The following is a 16739-nucleotide window of genomic DNA, read 5'->3' as shown; positions in this document are numbered from 1 at the left end:
CCAAAAGACTTTTGACTGAACTAATAAAAATTCAAAACCGATTAAAATGATTCGATTAAAAAAAATAGCTTTACTTTTTATTGTTGGTTTTAGTTTTGCAGCCCACGCACAAAATACTTATAAGAACTGGCCGGATATTATTCGTAAAAATAATGCATCTTGGTTTGGCACAGAAGAAGCTAAAAAGATTGCAGAAAATGTATTACTTTATCAAAGAGATATTGGAGGATGGCCAAAGAACATTCAGATGCAAAATGAGCTGGCTCCCGTGCAAAAAAAAGAATTACTCGAAATAAAGAAAACGACAAAAGAAACCACAACTGACAATGGAGCAACAACTCAGGAAATGCTTTTTATGTCTAAAATGTATGCACAGGTTAAAGACGACCGCTACAAAGAATCTTTTCTAAAAGGCTTAAATTATTTGCTGAAAGCGCAATATGCAAATGGCGGATGGCCACAGTTTTATCCGTTAAAAAAAGGATATTACACCCATATTACATACAATGACGATTCGATGGTTCACATTTTAAATGTGCTGAAAGAGATTAGCGAGGAAACGGATTTTTATAGTATTAAGCCATCAAAAGAAATTGTTCAAAAAGCAAAAACAGCATTTGATAAAGGAATATACTGCATTTTAAAAACACAGTATAAACAAAATGGAGTTTTAACGGCGTGGTGTGCACAGCATGATGAGGTAACACTGCTTCCTGCAAAAGCAAGAGCTTATGAACTTCCTTCGCTTAGCGGAAAAGAATCTGCTAAAATTGTTTTGCTTTTAATGTCAGTTAAAAATCCTTCTGCAGAGATTATTACTGCAGTTAAAAATGCAAAAGTATGGTTTGAAAAAACTAAAATAACCAATCTTGAAGAAAAACGTGTACTGAATGACGCCGGAAAAGTTATCGATAAAAAAATGATTGTGGTGCAAAATGGTTCACCCATCTGGGCGAGATTTATGGAACTGGAAAACAATGAGCCTTTCTTTTGCGACCGCGACGGAATAAAAAAGAAATCATTGGACCAAATTGGTTCTGAACGCAGAAATGGTTACGCCTGGTATACTGATGAACCCAAAGAAGTGTTGAAAAAATACGATTCATGGGCAGTAAATAATGGGGTAAAAGTTTCTGAAAATCCTTCGGATAAAAAAAAAGCTAACTTTTTAACCGTTGCTCAGGATGGTTCCGGAGGCTATTCTAAAATACAAGATGCCATTTATGCGGCGCCATCATTTCCTTATGATAAAGTAACAATCTACATTAAAAATGGACTTTATAAAGAAAAAGTAAGAGTCCCGGAATGGAATACCAATTTGATCCTATTGGGAGAAAGCAAAGAGAATACGATTATTACTTATGATGATAATTTTTCGAAGGTTAATTTAGGAAGAAACAGTACTTTTTATACTTCAACATTATGCGTCGAAGCAGATGATTTTACAGCATCCAATCTGACAATAAAAAATGGTTCGGGAGATAATGGGCAGGCAATAGCTTTATCAGTTACAGGAACTCGGGTAAGAATTTCAAACTGTATTATTTTAGGTAATCAGGATACGTTGTATTTGTCAGGAAAAAATGCAAAACAATACTTTAAAGACTGTTATATCGAAGGAACAACCGATTTTATTTTCGGCGGCGCAACAGCATTATTCGAAAATTGTATTATTCATAGTATAAAAAGCTCTTATATTACGGCAGCTTCAACTCCGCAAGAATCTGAATATGGTTTTGTTTTTAAAAACTGCAGACTCACAGCAGAGCCTTCTGCAACAGATGTTTATTTAGGCAGGCCGTGGCGTATTTATGCGAAAACTGTTTTTATCAATTGTGAACTTGGCAGACATATTAAGCCTCAAGGCTGGGAAAACTGGTCTAAACCTGATGCTGAAAAAAATGCTTTTTATGCAGAATATAATAATACGGGAGAAGGATTTCAGCCTCAAAAAAGAGTCATTTGGTCATATCAGCTTACCAAAACACAAGCAGATCAGTATTCCATAGAAAATATCCTAAAAGAGATAATACCAAATTGGTATTCTTCAAAACAATAAATAAATCTGAGTCTCTCAGCAACTCAGTATCTTCGAACCTAAAAAAAGCATTTATGAAATTAAAATATTTACTGTTTTCCTTTATTTCCTGTATTTCTTTTGCTCAGGAAAATGCTTTTCCATCATCAAAAGCAGATTCGATAGTGCATAGAATTCAGCTTCCTGTTATTCCTGCTTATCAAATAAATATAATAAAATTAGGTGCAAAAGGAGATTCAATTTCAAATAACAAAGCTGCGTTTGATAAAGCAATGGCATTATGCAAAAAAAATAATGGCGGGACAATTATAGTACCTAAAGGAATTTATAAAATAAACGGACCCATTCATTTTGTCAGCAATGTAAATTTGATAATAGAAAAAGGCGCTAAAATTAAATTTAGTGACAACCCAAAAGATTATTTACCCCTGGTGCTGACAAGCTGGGAGGGAACTATGTTGTACAATTACAGTCCGTTGATTTATGCAAATGAATGTTCAAACATTGCCATAACCGGGGAAGGAACAATTGACGGCGAAGGCGGTAAAATATGGAAAAGCTTTAAAGCAAAAGAAAACGACGGGAAAATGCGCAGTCGCGAAATGAACCACAACAATACTCCTTTAGAAGAAAGAAAATTTGGGGAAGGTTATTTTCTGCGTCCGCATATGATTCAGTTTTTAAATTGTAAAAATATATTGGTAGAAAATATCCGCATTGAGAATTCTCCTTTCTGGTGTCTGCATCTTTTAAAATCACAAAGCATAACGGTACGTGGCATAAGTTATAAATCATTAAATTATAATAATGACGGCATCGATCCGGAATATGCAAAAAATGTTTTGATAGAAAATGTAAACTTTAATAACGGAGATGATAATATTGCCATAAAAGCCGGACGTGACCATGAAGGCAGAGCAAATGCAACCACGCCGAGTGAAAATATTGTGATTAGGAATTGTAATTTTAAAGGACTTCACGGTGTAGTTATTGGAAGTGAAATGTCGGCGGGAGTGCAAAACATATTTGTAGAAAACTGCCGGACTATTGGTTATTTAAAAAGAGGTATTTACTTGAAAACCAACGCAGACAGGGGAGGTTTTATAAAAAATATATTTGTTAGAAATATTAAGTTGGATGAGGTTGAAGATTGTCTGTATATAACAGCAAATTATCATGGAGAAGGAAAAGGATATCAGTCAGATATTTCTAATATCTCATTTTCAGATATTACTTGTAATAAAGCATCAGAGTGGGGAATTGTAATTCAGGGTTTTGCTGATAAAAAAATCAGAAACATATCTTTAAACACTATAGAAATTAAAGAGGCTAAAAATCCATTATCAAATGAAAATGCAGAAAATGTTTTAATGACAGATGTTTTTATAGGGCGCAGAGCGACAGTTCCATCGGCGGTTTCGAAACATTAATTAGCTATCCTTATTCTTAAATATAAAAAAGTTAGAATGAAAAAATATATCCTGATCACGTTATTGATTACTACAGCCTGTTTTGCCCAAAAAAGAACTTTATATACCATTGGTGATTCTACAATGGCGGATAAAAAAGATCCGGAGCATAATCCGGAGCATGGCTGGGCGCAGGTTTTGCAACCTTTTTTTACAGACAATATAGTCGTTGTAAATAAAGCAGTCAACGGAAGAAGCACTAAAAGTTTTATTAATGAAAAATGCTGGGATTCAATTTATAAAAAGCTGAAAAAAGGAGATTATGTTTTTATTCAGTTTGGTCATAATGATGAAAAAATTGAAGATTCTGCACGCTACACAAATCCTCATACTGCATATAGGTACAATTTAATACGTTTTATAAAAGAAAGCAGATCAAAAGGAGCTATTCCAGTTTTATTGACTTCAATTGCCAGACGTAATTTTAATGAGAAAGGAGTTTTGGTTCCTACTCACGGCGATTATCCATTAGAAACCCGTTTGACTGCTCAGGAATATAAAGTTCCATTTATTGATTTAGAATATTATACCGAATTATTAGAACAGTCATACGGACCCGAAAAATCAAAACAACTGCATTTACATTTCAATGCTGGCGAAAATGCTTATTATGATAAAGCTAAAGCAGATGATACGCATCTTTCGTTATTAGGGGCCAGGAAAATCGCTGAAATTGTTATAGCCAATATTAAGGCATCAGAAGATTCACAATTTCAAAACCTTCAAAAAGAAATTAAATAAATTTAAAATAGAAAAATAAGTACCCTAAACTATTATTTTAAAAACTTTTAGTAGATATTTCCTGTAACAATTAGGACGAGATTTGCAATTGATTAAATACCCTTAGATAGTTTGTTTTTGGAATTACTTAAATATTTTTAGGTTTTTAATAATTTAATAATTTTAAAAGAGAGGACATTTTGTCCTCTCTTTTTGTTCCTAAATTTTTTAATAAAAATAAATGTAAGATTTTTTATTTGTAATACATTGAAATTCAGTATATTTACATGTTTTATAAATAAAAATTCCTACAAGCCCTTCTTCAGACAAAAATATTACGTATTAATTTAAGCACATATCCAGAATCTTAAATTCTAAATAGTGTAGTTTAATTTGCTTAATATTTTTACTTCTTATTCATTAATAATTGAATATACTAAAATCATTTTATTAAAAAATTCAGGAAAATTTCCAAATTTTCTTGAGATTTTATCCGCTGGCATTTCTTATTCTAAAATAAATTTAAAATTAACAAAGAGTAGATCGAAGTAGAGATATTGTCCACATTTTTAAGTACTAGTTCGATGTACAGAGAGACTATATAACTAAATTTTATGTACCATGAAATCAAAATTACTAGAGAAAATTTTACTTATTTGTTTGGTACTTTATGTAAGTACCGTTGGTTATGCTCAGGTAGGAATAGGGACACTCAGTCCAGCAAGTACTGCCCAGCTTGATATAACTTCAGCAAACAAAGGTTTGCTGGTTCCCAGACTTGCTCTTACAGCAACAACAAATCAAAGTCCGGTTTCAGGACAAATTTTAAACAGTTTATTGGTTTATAATACGGCAGGAGTAAATGATGTTACCCCAGGGTTTTACTATTGGCAGACAAATAAATGGGTTAGATTATTAGCACAAAGTGATCCTATTGTATTCAATGAGACATTAACTACTTTAACCTATAATAATACAACAAATGAATTAACGTATAAAGATGAAAACGGTATTTCAAATGTGTTACAATTAATAGGACAGGCAGGCCCACAAGGTCCTCAAGGAATTCAGGGAGTTGCAGGTAATGACGGTGCTGCAGGTCCGAGATAATAAAGGGATTTTTTTAAAAATGTTTAAAAGAAAATTTAAAGATGAATTTGAATTTTCTGAGGAGTCTTTTTTACTGGAAAACAATACTAAATTTAAAGATTTTGAACGTTCAATTTTTGTTATTTATGAAAAGTCGGAACTTATGGAATTTTTAAAATTAGATAAAAAAGGAACAAATGTAATGGTTTGTTTTTTTAATAAACATTTGCACAACTGTTTACTGTACTTTGACGGAATTAAGAATTTGGTAATGTTAGATGCTTCAAAATCAAGAACAGAAATATTAAATGACCTGAAATTCTATTTTAAAAAATCAGATTTAATTTCAAAAATTCCGGAAATTAAATTTTCAGATACAGGAATTTATCAAAAGCATTTTGACAATTTTCAAAAAGCTTTATTTTTTATGATGCAGGTTTAAAGCTGTAAAAACTTTTATACCGATCATGCATAATAATTTTTGCTTTCCCAATTGCATTTACCTGCGATTGGGATTTTTGTTTTTACGCAGCAGGGAAGCGCAGGATACAAAAGATATTTTATTCTTTTAAATTTAAACATAATTGACCTTGAACATCGATAAGAATAAATTTACTGTATGGTATTTTTCATTTAGATAAAATCAGTAAATTGTTTTTAAAATAAAGTATCAAAATGAAAAGCAAATTTAAAATAGCGGGATCAACTGTATTGTTTTTATTGATTTTAATAAACTGCAGTGCACAGCAAAAGACATCTAAAAATACAATTGTTTTAAAAAATACCTCGAAAATAGCATTATCACAAAAGGCAGTTTCGATAAAAAGAAGTCAGCTTTCATTAAACAGTGATTTAAAAAATTATCCAATTATAACAAGTAAAAACGATACGATTCCGGCACAGGTAAACGATCTTGATGGTGATGGAAAATGGGATGAACTCTTTTTTGTAATTGATTTTTTGGCAGGTGAAGAGAAAACAGTATCCTTAAACTGGTCAAAAACAGATCCTGGGTTTCCAATAAAAACAAGTGTTCGTTTTGGTAAAAGAGAAGGAAAAGAACTGCCGGTGCATCCGGATACGCAGGAAATTTTAATGGCCAATCAGGTTCATAAAAAATTAGGCTATCAGAAATATCAAACCGATGGGCCAACTTGGGAGAATGATAAAGTGGGTTTTAGGCATTATTTGGATGGAAGAAATTCAAAAGATGTTTTTGGAAAAAAAATACCTGCAATTACTCCGGAAAATGTTGGAATAAACAGTAACGGTGCCGTTGAAGATAATTATCATGTTATGTACGATTGGGGAAGAGATATTTTTCCTGTTGGAAATTCTGCGGGATTAGGAGGTTTTGCCCTTTTAGCTGACAATAAAATTAACAGGCTTGGAATAATTGCCAGCGATACTTTAAATAATATCGAGAAAACTACTTTTAAAATAGTTAGTGAAGGTCCTGTAAACTCGGTTTTAAGTTATCACTACGAAAACTGGCAAATTTCCGGAAATAAATATCAGGCACAGGAAACTACTTCTATCTGGCCGGGAATGTATGGTTATAAAAACACCGTTACGCTAAATGGACTGAAAGGCAATGAAATGCTGCTCATAACGCTTTCTAATTTAAATAATAAAAACCCGCTGCAAGTAATCGATTCAGGAGATTTTGTCTGCTTTATACAGCACGATAAATTAACATACGAGCGCCAGTGGATTTTAGGAACAGCTGTTATTGTACCCAAGAATATTTATAAAGGATATATTGAAGCACCAAAAACCGGACAGCTGACAGATTCTTATTTGATAAAATTAAAAGCAAAAAATAATAAACAGATCAGTTATTATCCTATTGCCGGCTGGGAATTAAGCGCAGATAAAGGCTTTAATGATGCGGCTTATTTTACAAATTATGTAACGAATCTGGCAAAGCAGCTTTCTTCTAAAATTAAAATACAAGTAAAGTAATCAGAAGATGTTTTAAGATATTTTCCATTTACAGTAATGTTAATAAATAGGAGCTTTTTTATATATCTACATAGAAATGAGCAGTCAATTGGGGAATTTTTACTCACATTCTCAAAATAATTTTTCCTTTTTAAGCTAAAATCTTATACTTTATAATTGCATTAGATTTTTTTACAAGCCTTTTTAGAAATGACTGCAAGAGATCAGTAAATTAAATTTTGATAATAATTGTCTGATTAATAGTTTATTGTGAGAAGCTGATTTTGGAAAAAAAGAGAAGTAAATTTTAGGTTAAGTAAAACTGCAAAAAACAATGATAATTTTAACAGCAAATTTGTTGTAACTACCAATCAAACTTCTATTTTTGCGCCTTAATTTAATAATTATAAGCATGAAAGATCTATTAGTAAAAATCAACGCCGAAATTGAAACATTCAAGGCAGAAGCTGAATCTTTAACTGAAAAAGGTATCAAAGCTGCAGGACCAAGAGCACGTAAAGCTACTTTAGAAATCGAAAAACTTTTAAAAGAGTTCAGAAAAGTTTCTATCGAAGAATCAAAAAAATAATACAATTAAAACCTCGTCATCCGACGAGGTTTTTTTATATCAAATCTTCCTTATTATCTCAGAATCTTAGTTTGTGAATAAGCTAAATATAGATAATGGAATAAAAAAACCTCCAGTCTTCAATTAAATTTTGGAGGTTTTCATTATAATAAAATAAGAGAAAATCGCATTTGATTAAATTCTAAATCGAATTCCTGTCAATAAAATTAAACGGAACCTTAAATTGTCCTTTTTCTTTATTCAAGATCATTCTTGCCGCAGTTTCGCCCATAATATTAAAATCAGTAGACATAACTGTAATGCCAAGTAATTCTTTTAAAGGCGTATCGTTATAAGAAATAACCCCAATATCTTTTCCTAAAACAAATTCTTCATCGCGAATCTGTTTCATCAAATTTACAAGATCCGATTCTTCTATGGTGATAAATAAATCACCTTTTTTAAGAATCATGTCATCATAAACTTCACTCAGAATCTCAAAATTGATTTCGTGTTCAACACAAAATTTTCGAAATCCGTGCAGAATTCTCCTCGGATACGGGTAAACCGCTTTATCAGGATAAACCAGAATTAATCTCTTGTATTTGGAAATTTTGCTTAAACCTTCCTTTAAAGCATTGTAAATGTCGTTTTCGAAATCCTGATATATTTTAATAATTTCACCTTCGTGATTTAATTTAATATTATCCATTAAAACGAGTTTTTCTTCAGGAATTCGCTGGATTGCTTTTGCAACTTCATCTGTAAAACTTAAATGTTTTAATTCATCTGTTTTAAAATGTGTTGTAATTACATAATAATCGTAAGCTCCTTCAAACTTGTCGAGTAAATTTAAAAACAATGTTTCGTCGCAATGGTAAATATGAAGATCTGTATGTGCGTTTGCGCCAAGAGTGTCAATAAAAGAACTGTAAGTTTTCATTTTATAAGCACTGAGTTTATTAAACAAAAACAAAATATTGACTTTAGATTCCAGTTTAGTCCGGGTAATATAATATCCTTTTCCGCGTATTGACGAAATGATTTTTCGCTCTTTTAAAATATTATATGCTTTTTCGACAGTATCTCGCGACATATAAAATTCTTCGCTGAAACTGTTTATCGAGGGAATTTTTTGATTGATTTTTAAATTTCCATTAGCAATATTCTGCAAAATCGAGTCAACAATCTGTTTGTATTTTGGAACCCTCGAATCTTCGTCTATTTTAATTAATTTAATCATGCTGGTATTTTTCAAATTTGATTCACATTTGGGAATGAACAAATTTTTTTAATTATAACTTTATAAAAACGACTTTAAAATCGCTTTATATACTGATTTTATTACTTTCCTTACAAAAAACTAAAATTAAATAAAGGCTTACTTTATTTTCAGGCAGTTATGTCAAACGGAGAACATAATAATTACGAAATCGATTGCTAAAATAGGTTTTTTAAATTTATTTTTCCAATATAATTCGCTTGTTCTTTGCTATTACTTCGCACTTTTAACAAAAAATACACGAATCATAAAGGATAGTACAGGACAGTTTTGTTTTTTACATTACATTATTTTACAAAACCAAATTAACTATCACAATTAACCACAAACAAATTATTAAATGGAGTCATTATTAGGAATCATTTTTCATTCTATAGGAGGATTTTCCTCAGGTAGTTTTTATATGCCTTTTAAAAAAGTTAAAGACTGGTCCTGGGAAAGCTACTGGCTTGTTGGTGGTTTTTTTTCATGGTTAATCGTACCGCCGGTTGCCGCTTATTTAACGATTCCAAATTTTACTGAGATTATTATTACAGCTTCTCCGGCCATTAAAGCTTTTACTTTTTCGATGGGATTAATCTGGGGAATTGGAGGACTTACTTATGGCCTGGGTGTTCGTTATTTGGGAATGTCATTGGGTAATTCAATTACATTAGGATTTTGCTCTGCGTTTGGTGCTTTGGTTCCTTCCATATATTATGATTTTAATCCGACAGAAGGTAAAATTTCATTTTCAGACATGCTTGGAAATTCAGGCGGACAGTTGGTTTTATTGGGAGTAGCAGTCTGCCTTACCGGAATTGCAATTTCGGGAAAAGCAGGAATGCTGAAAGAGAAAGATTTTGCGACAGGTCACGAAGATAAAGATAAAGATTTCAGTTTGGCAAAAGGTTTGACTGTAGCTGTAATTTCAGGGATTCTGAGTTCTTTTTTTAATTACGGAATTGAAGCCGGAAAACCAATGGCAGAACAAGCTGTTATTAACGGATGCAATCCGCTTTTTCAGAATAATGTCACCTATATTGTCTTACTTTGGGGAGGCTTAACCACCAATTTTATCTGGTGTATTTACCTGAACTTCAAAAACAAATCGATTGGCGATTATACCAATAAAACTACACCAATCACAAGAAACATTCTTTTCTCGGCACTTGCAGGAACAATGTGGTTTCTTCAGTTTTTCTTTTACGGAATGGGCGAAAGCAAACTGGGCAACGGCGCAAGTTCATGGATCCTGCACATGGCAACAATTATACTAACAGCTAATTTCTGGGGATTTTATTTAAAAGAATGGACTGGGGTGTCTCAAAAAACATTTAGAACTTTTTGTTTGGGAATAGGATTAATTATGTTTTCGATCGTTTTGGTCGGAATTGGAAACTCTTTGTAAATATTGAAAAAAATATAGGATAACAATGTCAAATACAAATACAAAAAATATGAATTTTAAGCATGTAAGCTACCTTTGGGATGATGCGAAGGCAGCAGCATTAGCTGGTGATGAAGTAGCGCTTTTCATTTATCGTTCGAACCTTTTAGGAGCCGATTTAAGACTAACAAACTATGGGGGAGGAAATACTTCTGTAAAAATTACAGACAAAGATCCGTTAACGGGGGCAAGTTCAGAAGTAATGTGGATTAAGGGTTCCGGAGGAGATATTGGTACATTGACAAAATCTGGATGTGCAGCTTTGTATTTGGAAAGACTTCGTAATCTTGAAAATGTTTACAGAGGAATTGAATTTGAAGACGAAATGGTAGAATTATTTAATCATTGTATTTTCGACCTGTCTTCAAAAGCGCCTTCTATTGATACGCCTTTGCATGGTTTTTTACCATTTAAACATATTGATCACTTACATCCTGATGCAGCAATTGCAATCGCTGCCGCAAAAGACGGAAAGAAAATTACCCAAGAGTTATTTGACGGAGAAATTGGATGGGTAGGCTGGCAGCGTCCTGGCTTCGACTTAGGGCTTCAATTAAGAGCCTGCTTAGAAGAAGCAGCCCAAAATGGGAAACAACTACGCGGAATCATGTTAGGTTCGCATGGTTTATTTACCTGGGGAGATACTGCTTTTGAAAGCTACATCAATACATTAGAAGTAATTGAAAAATGCGCTTCTTACTTAGAAGATAACTACGGAAAAAAACGTCCGGTTTTTGGAGGTAAAAAAATCGACAGTCTTCCGGAAGCAGACCGCAGATTAAAAGCGGCAAAAGTGGCTCCAATTTTAAGAGGTTTCTGTTCTTCAGAACGTCAGATGATTGGTCATTATACAGATGATGCAAGAGTTTTAGAATTCATAAATTCAAACGATCTTTCAAAATTAGCGCCGTTAGGAACGTCTTGTCCGGATCACTTTTTGAGAACTAAAATCAGTCCGCTGGTTTTAGAATTAGATCCAAACGAAGACCTATCAGATGTAAACGCAGTTAAAGCAAAATTAGCTCCGGCTTTTGAAGCGTATCGTGCGATGTACAAAGAATATTATAATGCCTGCAGAAAATCAAATTCTCCTGCAATGCGTGACCCAAATCCTGTTGTGATTTTATATCCGGGAGTAGGAATGTTCACTTTTGCAAAAGATAAAACGATGGCACGTTTGGCATCAGAATATTATATCAACGCTGTAAATGTAATGAAAGGTGCAGAAGCAGTTTCAGAATATACTTCACTGCCGCATCAGGAAGCTTTTGATATTGAATATTGGTTATTAGAAGAAGCCAAATTACAGCGTATGCCAAAACCAAAAGCTTTATCTGGAAGAATAGCCGTTATTACAGGCTCTGCCGGTGGAATTGGTAAAGCTATTGCGAGGAAATTTGCTCAGGAAGGTGCTTGTGTAGTGATCAATGACATCAATGAAGAACGTTTAGAAGGAGCTGCAGCTGAGTTTATTAAAGAATTTGGGAAAGATGCCGTTTCGAGTACTTTATTAAATGTTACTGACGAAAAAAGTACTGAAAAAGCATTTGATGAAGCTTGTTTAGCTTTTGGAGGTGCAGATATTATTGTAAATAACGCCGGGATCAGTATTTCAAAATCTATTGCAGAACATACTCTGGAAGAGTGGGACAGATTATACGATATTCTGGTAAAAGGACAATTTATTGTTTCCAAAGCCGGAATCGAAATAATGCGTAAGCAGGGTTTTGGAGGTGATATTGTAAATATTGTTTCTAAAAATGCAGTTGTTGCAGGTCCGAATAATCCGGGTTATGGTTCGGCAAAAGCGGCTCAGGCACATTTAACACGTTTGATGGCTGCCGAATTAGGGGCAGATAAAATTCGTGTAAACACGGTAAATCCGGATGCCGTAATCTCCGATTCGAATATTTGGTCCGGCGGATGGGCAGAAGGCCGTGCAAAAGCTTACGGTATTACAGTGGAAGAGTTACCGGCTTACTATGCAAAACGTACGTTATTAAATGAAATTATATTGCCGGATGATATCGCCAATGCTTGTTTTGCGTTTGTTGGAGGTTTCCTGAACAAATCGACAGGAAATGCTTTAAACGTAGACGGCGGCGTTGGAATGGGCTTTTACCGATAAAATTTATTTAAGTTTTTTATAAGTTTGTTTAAGCAAAAGTGGTTTTTTGTGGTCTAACGTTCGATTTTTCGAGCGTTAGATTTTTTTTGGACATAGCATTTTTATACTTATAAAAATCAAAAAAGTGAATTTAAACAAGAGTTCAGATTATATGAATTTTATGTTTAGTAAAAAATGTTACCAGTAGATTATAAGGATCAAGATTAAAAATCTGCCTGATCTGCAAAATCTGCAAGGAAAATTTAAACACATAGCTGGACATCAGCAGCTTTTAGTAACTAACTATGTTTGTTAAAATAATTGAAACGGCTTTATCCACAAAGAAGAACTATGACTCTATGTGTTAAAAAAAAATACCAATCGTATAAAAATATATATCTTGTAAACTCTATTAAAATACCAAATTACTATGTTAATCTCATCAAACCAGATTGAATCTCATAACGAAGATCTATTAAAAAAACATCAGAACAAATTAGTTTTTACAGCATCAGAAATTGATAATACAGAATCGATTATTCAAAAATTAATCGATTTTCAAATAGCGATTCCATCTTGGGCATTAGGAACAGGCGGAACAAGATTCGGACGCTTTGCCGGCGGCGGAGAACCGCGTTCAATTGAAGAAAAAATCGAAGATGTGGGTCTGCTTCATAAATTAAACAATGCTTCAGGCGCCATTTCGCTTCATATTCCGTGGGATATCCCGCAAGATTACAAAGCAATAAAAACACTTGCAGCGCAGCACCATTTAAAGTTTGATGCCATGAACTCCAACACGTTTCAGGATCAGGCAAATTCAGAACATACCTACAAGTACGGTTCACTGCAAAACGTAAATAAAGCAGTTCGCAAACAGGCAATTGCTCACAATATCGAAGTTATTAAACACGGAATTGAATTAGGATCTGAATCTTTAACAGTCTGGCTTGCTGACGGTTCTAATTTTCCTGGACAGTTAAATTTCAGAAAAGCATATCAAAATACATTAGAAAGTTTAGAAGAAATCTATGATGCATTACCTTCAAACTGGAAATTATTTTTAGAATATAAATGTGCAGAACCTAACTTTTATTCGACAACAGTTGCAGACTGGGGACAATCTTATTCGTATGTCAAAAAATTAGGAGACAAAGCACAAACCTTAGTCGATTTAGGGCATCATTTACCAAATGCTAATATCGAACAGATTGTTTCATTATTATTAATGGAAAATAAACTTGGCGGTTTCCATTTTAACGATTCAAAATATGGTGATGACGATTTAACTGCCGGAGCTTTAAAGCCTTATCAGTTATTCTTGATTTTTAATGAATTAGTTGAAGGAATGGACGCAAGAGGAATGAACCATGCTAAAGATTTAGGCTGGATGATCGACGCTTCGCACAATATAAAAGATCCGTTAGAAGATTTATTACAATCTGTTGAAGCCATTATGATTGCGTATGCACAGGCACTTTCTGTGGACAGAAAAGCATTGGAAAAAGCACAGGAAGAAAATGATGTTGTAAAAGCACAGGAGATTCTTCAAAATGCATTCCGTACCGATGTCCGAGCTCTTGTTGCCGAAGCTCGTTTACGTTCAGGAGCAGCTTTAAATCCGGTTGAATTGTACAGAAACCTTTCTGTAAGAGAAAATTTAATTGGAGAAAGAGGATTAAAAACATTCGCGACTGGATTATAAATTGAGTTATAACTTATAACCCATTACTAAACTCACAACTCATAATTAAAAATGAATGTAGTTGCAATTTTTGATATTGGTAAAACAAACAAAAAGGTTTTTCTGTTTGATGAAAACTATAGAATTGTTTGGGAGAAATCAGTCAATCTTGATGAAACTGTAGATGAAGACGGTTTTCCCTGCGAAGATATAGAAGTACTTAAAAACTGGATTTTTGAGCGCTTATCAGAAATAAAAGCTTTAACAAATTATGTTTTAAAGGCCATTAATTTTAGTACGTATGGTGCTAGTTTTGTCTACATTGATAAGAAAGGAAAAGTTTTAACTCCTCTGTATAATTATTTAAAAGATTATCCGGAGGATTTAAAAAACGACTTTTATAATAAATACAAAGGAAAAGAAACATTTGCTGTAAAAACAGCTTCTCCGGTTTTGGGAAGCTTAAATTCAGGAATGCAGATTTATAGATTAAAAGAAGAAAAACCGGATTTGTTTGAGCAGGTGTCATACTGCCTTCATCTGCCGCAGTTCCTGAGTTTTCTGTTGACCAATGAAGCTTACGCCGATATTACAAGTGTTGGCTGTCATACCAATCTTTGGAATTTTAAAAAAATGAAATACCACAAGTGGCTGAAAAATGAAGGTATATCTAATAAAATTCCTCCATTTTATTATGGAAAAGATGTTATAAAAACCAAAGAAGGTTTAGCAGTAGGAACAGGTCTTCATGATAGTTCATCGGCGATAATTCCTTATACGATCAACTTTACCGAGCCTTTCGTTTTGTTATCGACAGGAACCTGGAGTATTTCCTTAAATCCTTTCAATACTAAACCTTTAACTTTTGATGAATTGCAGCAAGATTGCTTATGTTATCTGCAGTACACAGAAAAACCTGTAAAAGCAGCAAGGCTTTTTTCCGGCAATGAGCACGAAATACAAACCAAAAGGCTGGCAGAACATTTTAAAGTTCCTTTAGAAATTTACAAAGATGTTTATTTTGATAAAAATGTAGTTTCTAATTTACGGGCTTTAAACTATCAAATTATTTACCCTAAAAAGTATAATTTTGATATTCTGAAAAAATGTCCTTTTCAGGAAAGAGATCTTTCGACTTTTAAAAGCTACGAAACGGCCTACCATCAATTAATGTTAGATTTGGTAGAACAACAAGTATTTTCAACTAATTTAGTCATTCATAACAGTCCTGTAAAGAAGATTTTTGTAGACGGAGGTTTTAGTAAAAATTCCATTTTCATGAATTTATTGGCAGAGGCTTTTCCGGATGTAGAAGTTTATGCCGCTTCGATGGCGCAGGCAAGTGCTTTAGGAGCTGCATTGGCGATTCATCAAAACTGGAATCCCAAGCCAATTCAGAATGACTTAATTGATTTGAAATTTTACAAACATTAGAACAATTAAAAATTGAGAATTAAAAATTAAAAATGGATTTTTGTTTCTCGCAGATTTGGCAGATTGTGCAGATAAAAATGTGAATACGAAATAAAAATCTGTTTAATCTGCCAGATCTGCGGGCTAAAAATAAATAATAAAAAATGAAAATCGGATTATTTATACCGTGTTATGTTGATCAGTTTTATCCAAAAGTGGGTATAGCAGCATACGAACTTTTGCAGAAATTAGGCTGTGAAGTTCATTTTCCGATGGGGCAAACCTGCTGCGGACAGCCAATGGCAAACAGCGGTTATGCACATTTAACAAAAGGCTGTGATACCAATTTTATAGCTAATTTTTCCGGATTCGATTACATTGTCTGCCCTTCCGGAAGTTGTGTCCTTCATATTAAAGACCATTTGCATGACGAAAAGCAGGAAGAAAAAGCGATGGAAATAAGAAATAGAGTTTATGAACTAACAGAGTTTATAACCGATATTTTAAAAATAGACCACATTAACGGAAGCTTTCCTTTTAAAGTGGGAATGCATGTAAGCTGCCACGGTCAACGAGGATTAAAGCTTTCGCAGATGTCTGAATTGAATGCACCATTTTTCTCTAAACCGGAACAATTACTGCACAGTATTAAAGGGCTTGATTTAGTTTCTTTAACAAGAAAAGATGAATGCTGCGGTTTTGGAGGTACATTTTGCGTTACCGAAGAAGCCGTTTCAGTAAAAATGGGACAAGACCGAATTAAAGACCACGAAAGTCATGATGTCGATTATATTACGGGCGGTGATATGTCGTGCTTAATGCATTTGGAAGGAATTTTAAAAAGACAGAAAAGCAGAATAAAAACCATTCACATTGCCGAAATATTAAATTCACTCGAAAATTAATTTTTTTTTACCATTAAGATAGTAAGTTCATAAAGTTGGATTTGAATTATTTAGTGGTAACATAAAAAGAGATTTAAGAGATTTTAACTAA

General features: G+C 33.2%; 13 protein-coding genes. 12 read left to right on the top strand and 1 reads right to left on the bottom strand.

Annotated features, from left to right (window positions below; all coding sequences use genetic code 11):
• The first annotated feature begins 46 nt into the window (after nucleotides 1-46).
• The 7 genes from pelA (at nucleotide 47) to ASE21_RS14655 (ending at nucleotide 7849) form a co-directional block, all read left to right on the top strand.
• Nucleotides 47-2059, top strand: a complete 2013-nt coding sequence (gene pelA, locus ASE21_RS14685) for a pectate lyase (protein ID WP_057123439.1) — start codon at nucleotides 47-49, stop codon at nucleotides 2057-2059.
• A 53-nt stretch (nucleotides 2060-2112) separates the two neighbouring features.
• Nucleotides 2113-3468 (top strand): glycoside hydrolase family 28 protein, encoded by a 1356-nt coding sequence (locus ASE21_RS14680; protein WP_057123438.1) that lies wholly within the window; start codon nucleotides 2113-2115, stop codon nucleotides 3466-3468.
• 36 nt (nucleotides 3469-3504) lie between these two features.
• On the top strand, nucleotides 3505-4248 hold the full coding sequence (locus ASE21_RS14675; protein WP_057123437.1) for a rhamnogalacturonan acetylesterase: 744 nt from the start codon (nucleotides 3505-3507) through the stop codon (nucleotides 4246-4248).
• A 600-nt stretch (nucleotides 4249-4848) separates the two neighbouring features.
• Nucleotides 4849-5337 (top strand): collagen-like protein, encoded by a 489-nt coding sequence (locus ASE21_RS14670; RefSeq protein WP_057123436.1) that lies wholly within the window; start codon nucleotides 4849-4851, stop codon nucleotides 5335-5337.
• Nucleotides 5338-5356: 19 nt separating this feature from the next.
• Complete coding sequence (locus ASE21_RS14665; protein WP_057123435.1) at nucleotides 5357-5758, top strand: hypothetical protein; 402 nt, start codon at nucleotides 5357-5359, stop codon at nucleotides 5756-5758.
• Between the two features lie 233 nt (nucleotides 5759-5991).
• The gene (locus tag ASE21_RS14660; protein ID WP_057123434.1) at nucleotides 5992-7281 is read left to right on the top strand and encodes a DUF4861 domain-containing protein; all 1290 of its coding nucleotides are present in this window, start codon (nucleotides 5992-5994) and stop codon (nucleotides 7279-7281) included.
• Nucleotides 7282-7672: 391 nt separating this feature from the next.
• A complete protein-coding gene (locus ASE21_RS14655; protein ID WP_012026201.1) occupies nucleotides 7673-7849 on the top strand; it encodes a histone H1 in 177 nt (58 codons plus the stop codon).
• 181 nt (nucleotides 7850-8030) lie between these two features.
• Here the strand turns inward: ASE21_RS14655 and ASE21_RS14650 are convergent, their stop codons facing one another.
• Complete coding sequence (locus ASE21_RS14650) at nucleotides 8031-9071, bottom strand: GntR family transcriptional regulator (RefSeq protein ID WP_057123433.1); 1041 nt, start codon at nucleotides 9069-9071, stop codon at nucleotides 8031-8033.
• Nucleotides 9072-9450: 379 nt separating this feature from the next.
• Here ASE21_RS14650 and rhaT point away from each other — a divergent pair, with 379 nt between their 5' ends.
• The 5 genes from rhaT to ASE21_RS14625 all read left to right on the top strand — a co-directional run bounded on the left by rhaT (nucleotide 9451) and on the right by ASE21_RS14625 (nucleotide 16648).
• Nucleotides 9451-10500 carry an L-rhamnose/proton symporter RhaT gene (gene rhaT, locus ASE21_RS14645; RefSeq protein ID WP_057123432.1) on the top strand — a complete coding sequence of 350 codons (1050 nt, stop codon included), beginning with the start codon at nucleotides 9451-9453 and terminating at the stop codon, nucleotides 10498-10500.
• Between the two features lie 25 nt (nucleotides 10501-10525).
• Nucleotides 10526-12667: a bifunctional rhamnulose-1-phosphate aldolase/short-chain dehydrogenase gene (locus ASE21_RS14640; protein WP_057123431.1), complete on the top strand. Its 2142-nt coding sequence runs from the start codon at nucleotides 10526-10528 to the stop codon at nucleotides 12665-12667.
• A 409-nt stretch (nucleotides 12668-13076) separates the two neighbouring features.
• Nucleotides 13077-14351: a TIM barrel protein gene (locus tag ASE21_RS14635; RefSeq protein ID WP_057123430.1), complete on the top strand. Its 1275-nt coding sequence runs from the start codon at nucleotides 13077-13079 to the stop codon at nucleotides 14349-14351.
• Nucleotides 14352-14402: 51 nt separating this feature from the next.
• Nucleotides 14403-15764 (top strand): FGGY-family carbohydrate kinase, encoded by a 1362-nt coding sequence (locus ASE21_RS14630; protein WP_057123429.1) that lies wholly within the window; start codon nucleotides 14403-14405, stop codon nucleotides 15762-15764.
• A gap of 143 nt (nucleotides 15765-15907) precedes the next feature.
• Nucleotides 15908-16648, top strand: a complete 741-nt coding sequence (locus ASE21_RS14625; protein ID WP_057123428.1) for a (Fe-S)-binding protein — start codon at nucleotides 15908-15910, stop codon at nucleotides 16646-16648.
• Nucleotides 16649-16739 lie beyond the last annotated feature (91 nt).

The sequence above is a fragment of the Flavobacterium sp. Root901 genome, from assembly GCF_001429765.1.
Lineage (GTDB): Bacteria > Bacteroidota > Bacteroidia > Flavobacteriales > Flavobacteriaceae > Flavobacterium.
Note: the sequence above shows the minus strand (reverse complement) of the source record. Positions and strands in the feature narration are given on the sequence as shown.

What these genes read in the sequence shown, in the direction of transcription:
- ASE21_RS14660 (WP_057123434.1), top strand. Translation starts at nt 5,992, where the DNA reads ATGAAAAGCAAATTTAAAATAGCGGGATCAACTGTATTGTTTTTATTG.
- ASE21_RS14675 (WP_057123437.1), top strand. Translation starts at nt 3,505, where the DNA reads ATGAAAAAATATATCCTGATCACGTTATTGATTACTACAGCCTGTTTT.
- ASE21_RS14655 (WP_012026201.1), top strand. Translation starts at nt 7,673, where the DNA reads ATGAAAGATCTATTAGTAAAAATCAACGCCGAAATTGAAACATTCAAG.
- ASE21_RS14630 (WP_057123429.1), top strand. Translation starts at nt 14,403, where the DNA reads ATGAATGTAGTTGCAATTTTTGATATTGGTAAAACAAACAAAAAGGTT.
- ASE21_RS14670 (WP_057123436.1), top strand. Translation starts at nt 4,849, where the DNA reads ATGAAATCAAAATTACTAGAGAAAATTTTACTTATTTGTTTGGTACTT.
- ASE21_RS14635 (WP_057123430.1), top strand. Translation starts at nt 13,077, where the DNA reads ATGTTAATCTCATCAAACCAGATTGAATCTCATAACGAAGATCTATTA.
- ASE21_RS14650 (WP_057123433.1), bottom strand. Translation starts at nt 9,071, where the DNA reads ATGATTAAATTAATTAAAATAGACGAAGATTCGAGGGTTCCAAAATAC.
- ASE21_RS14680 (WP_057123438.1), top strand. Translation starts at nt 2,113, where the DNA reads ATGAAATTAAAATATTTACTGTTTTCCTTTATTTCCTGTATTTCTTTT.
- ASE21_RS14640 (WP_057123431.1), top strand. Translation starts at nt 10,526, where the DNA reads ATGTCAAATACAAATACAAAAAATATGAATTTTAAGCATGTAAGCTAC.
- ASE21_RS14625 (WP_057123428.1), top strand. Translation starts at nt 15,908, where the DNA reads ATGAAAATCGGATTATTTATACCGTGTTATGTTGATCAGTTTTATCCA.
- ASE21_RS14665 (WP_057123435.1), top strand. Translation starts at nt 5,357, where the DNA reads ATGTTTAAAAGAAAATTTAAAGATGAATTTGAATTTTCTGAGGAGTCT.
- pelA (WP_057123439.1), top strand. Translation starts at nt 47, where the DNA reads ATGATTCGATTAAAAAAAATAGCTTTACTTTTTATTGTTGGTTTTAGT.
- rhaT (WP_057123432.1), top strand. Translation starts at nt 9,451, where the DNA reads ATGGAGTCATTATTAGGAATCATTTTTCATTCTATAGGAGGATTTTCC.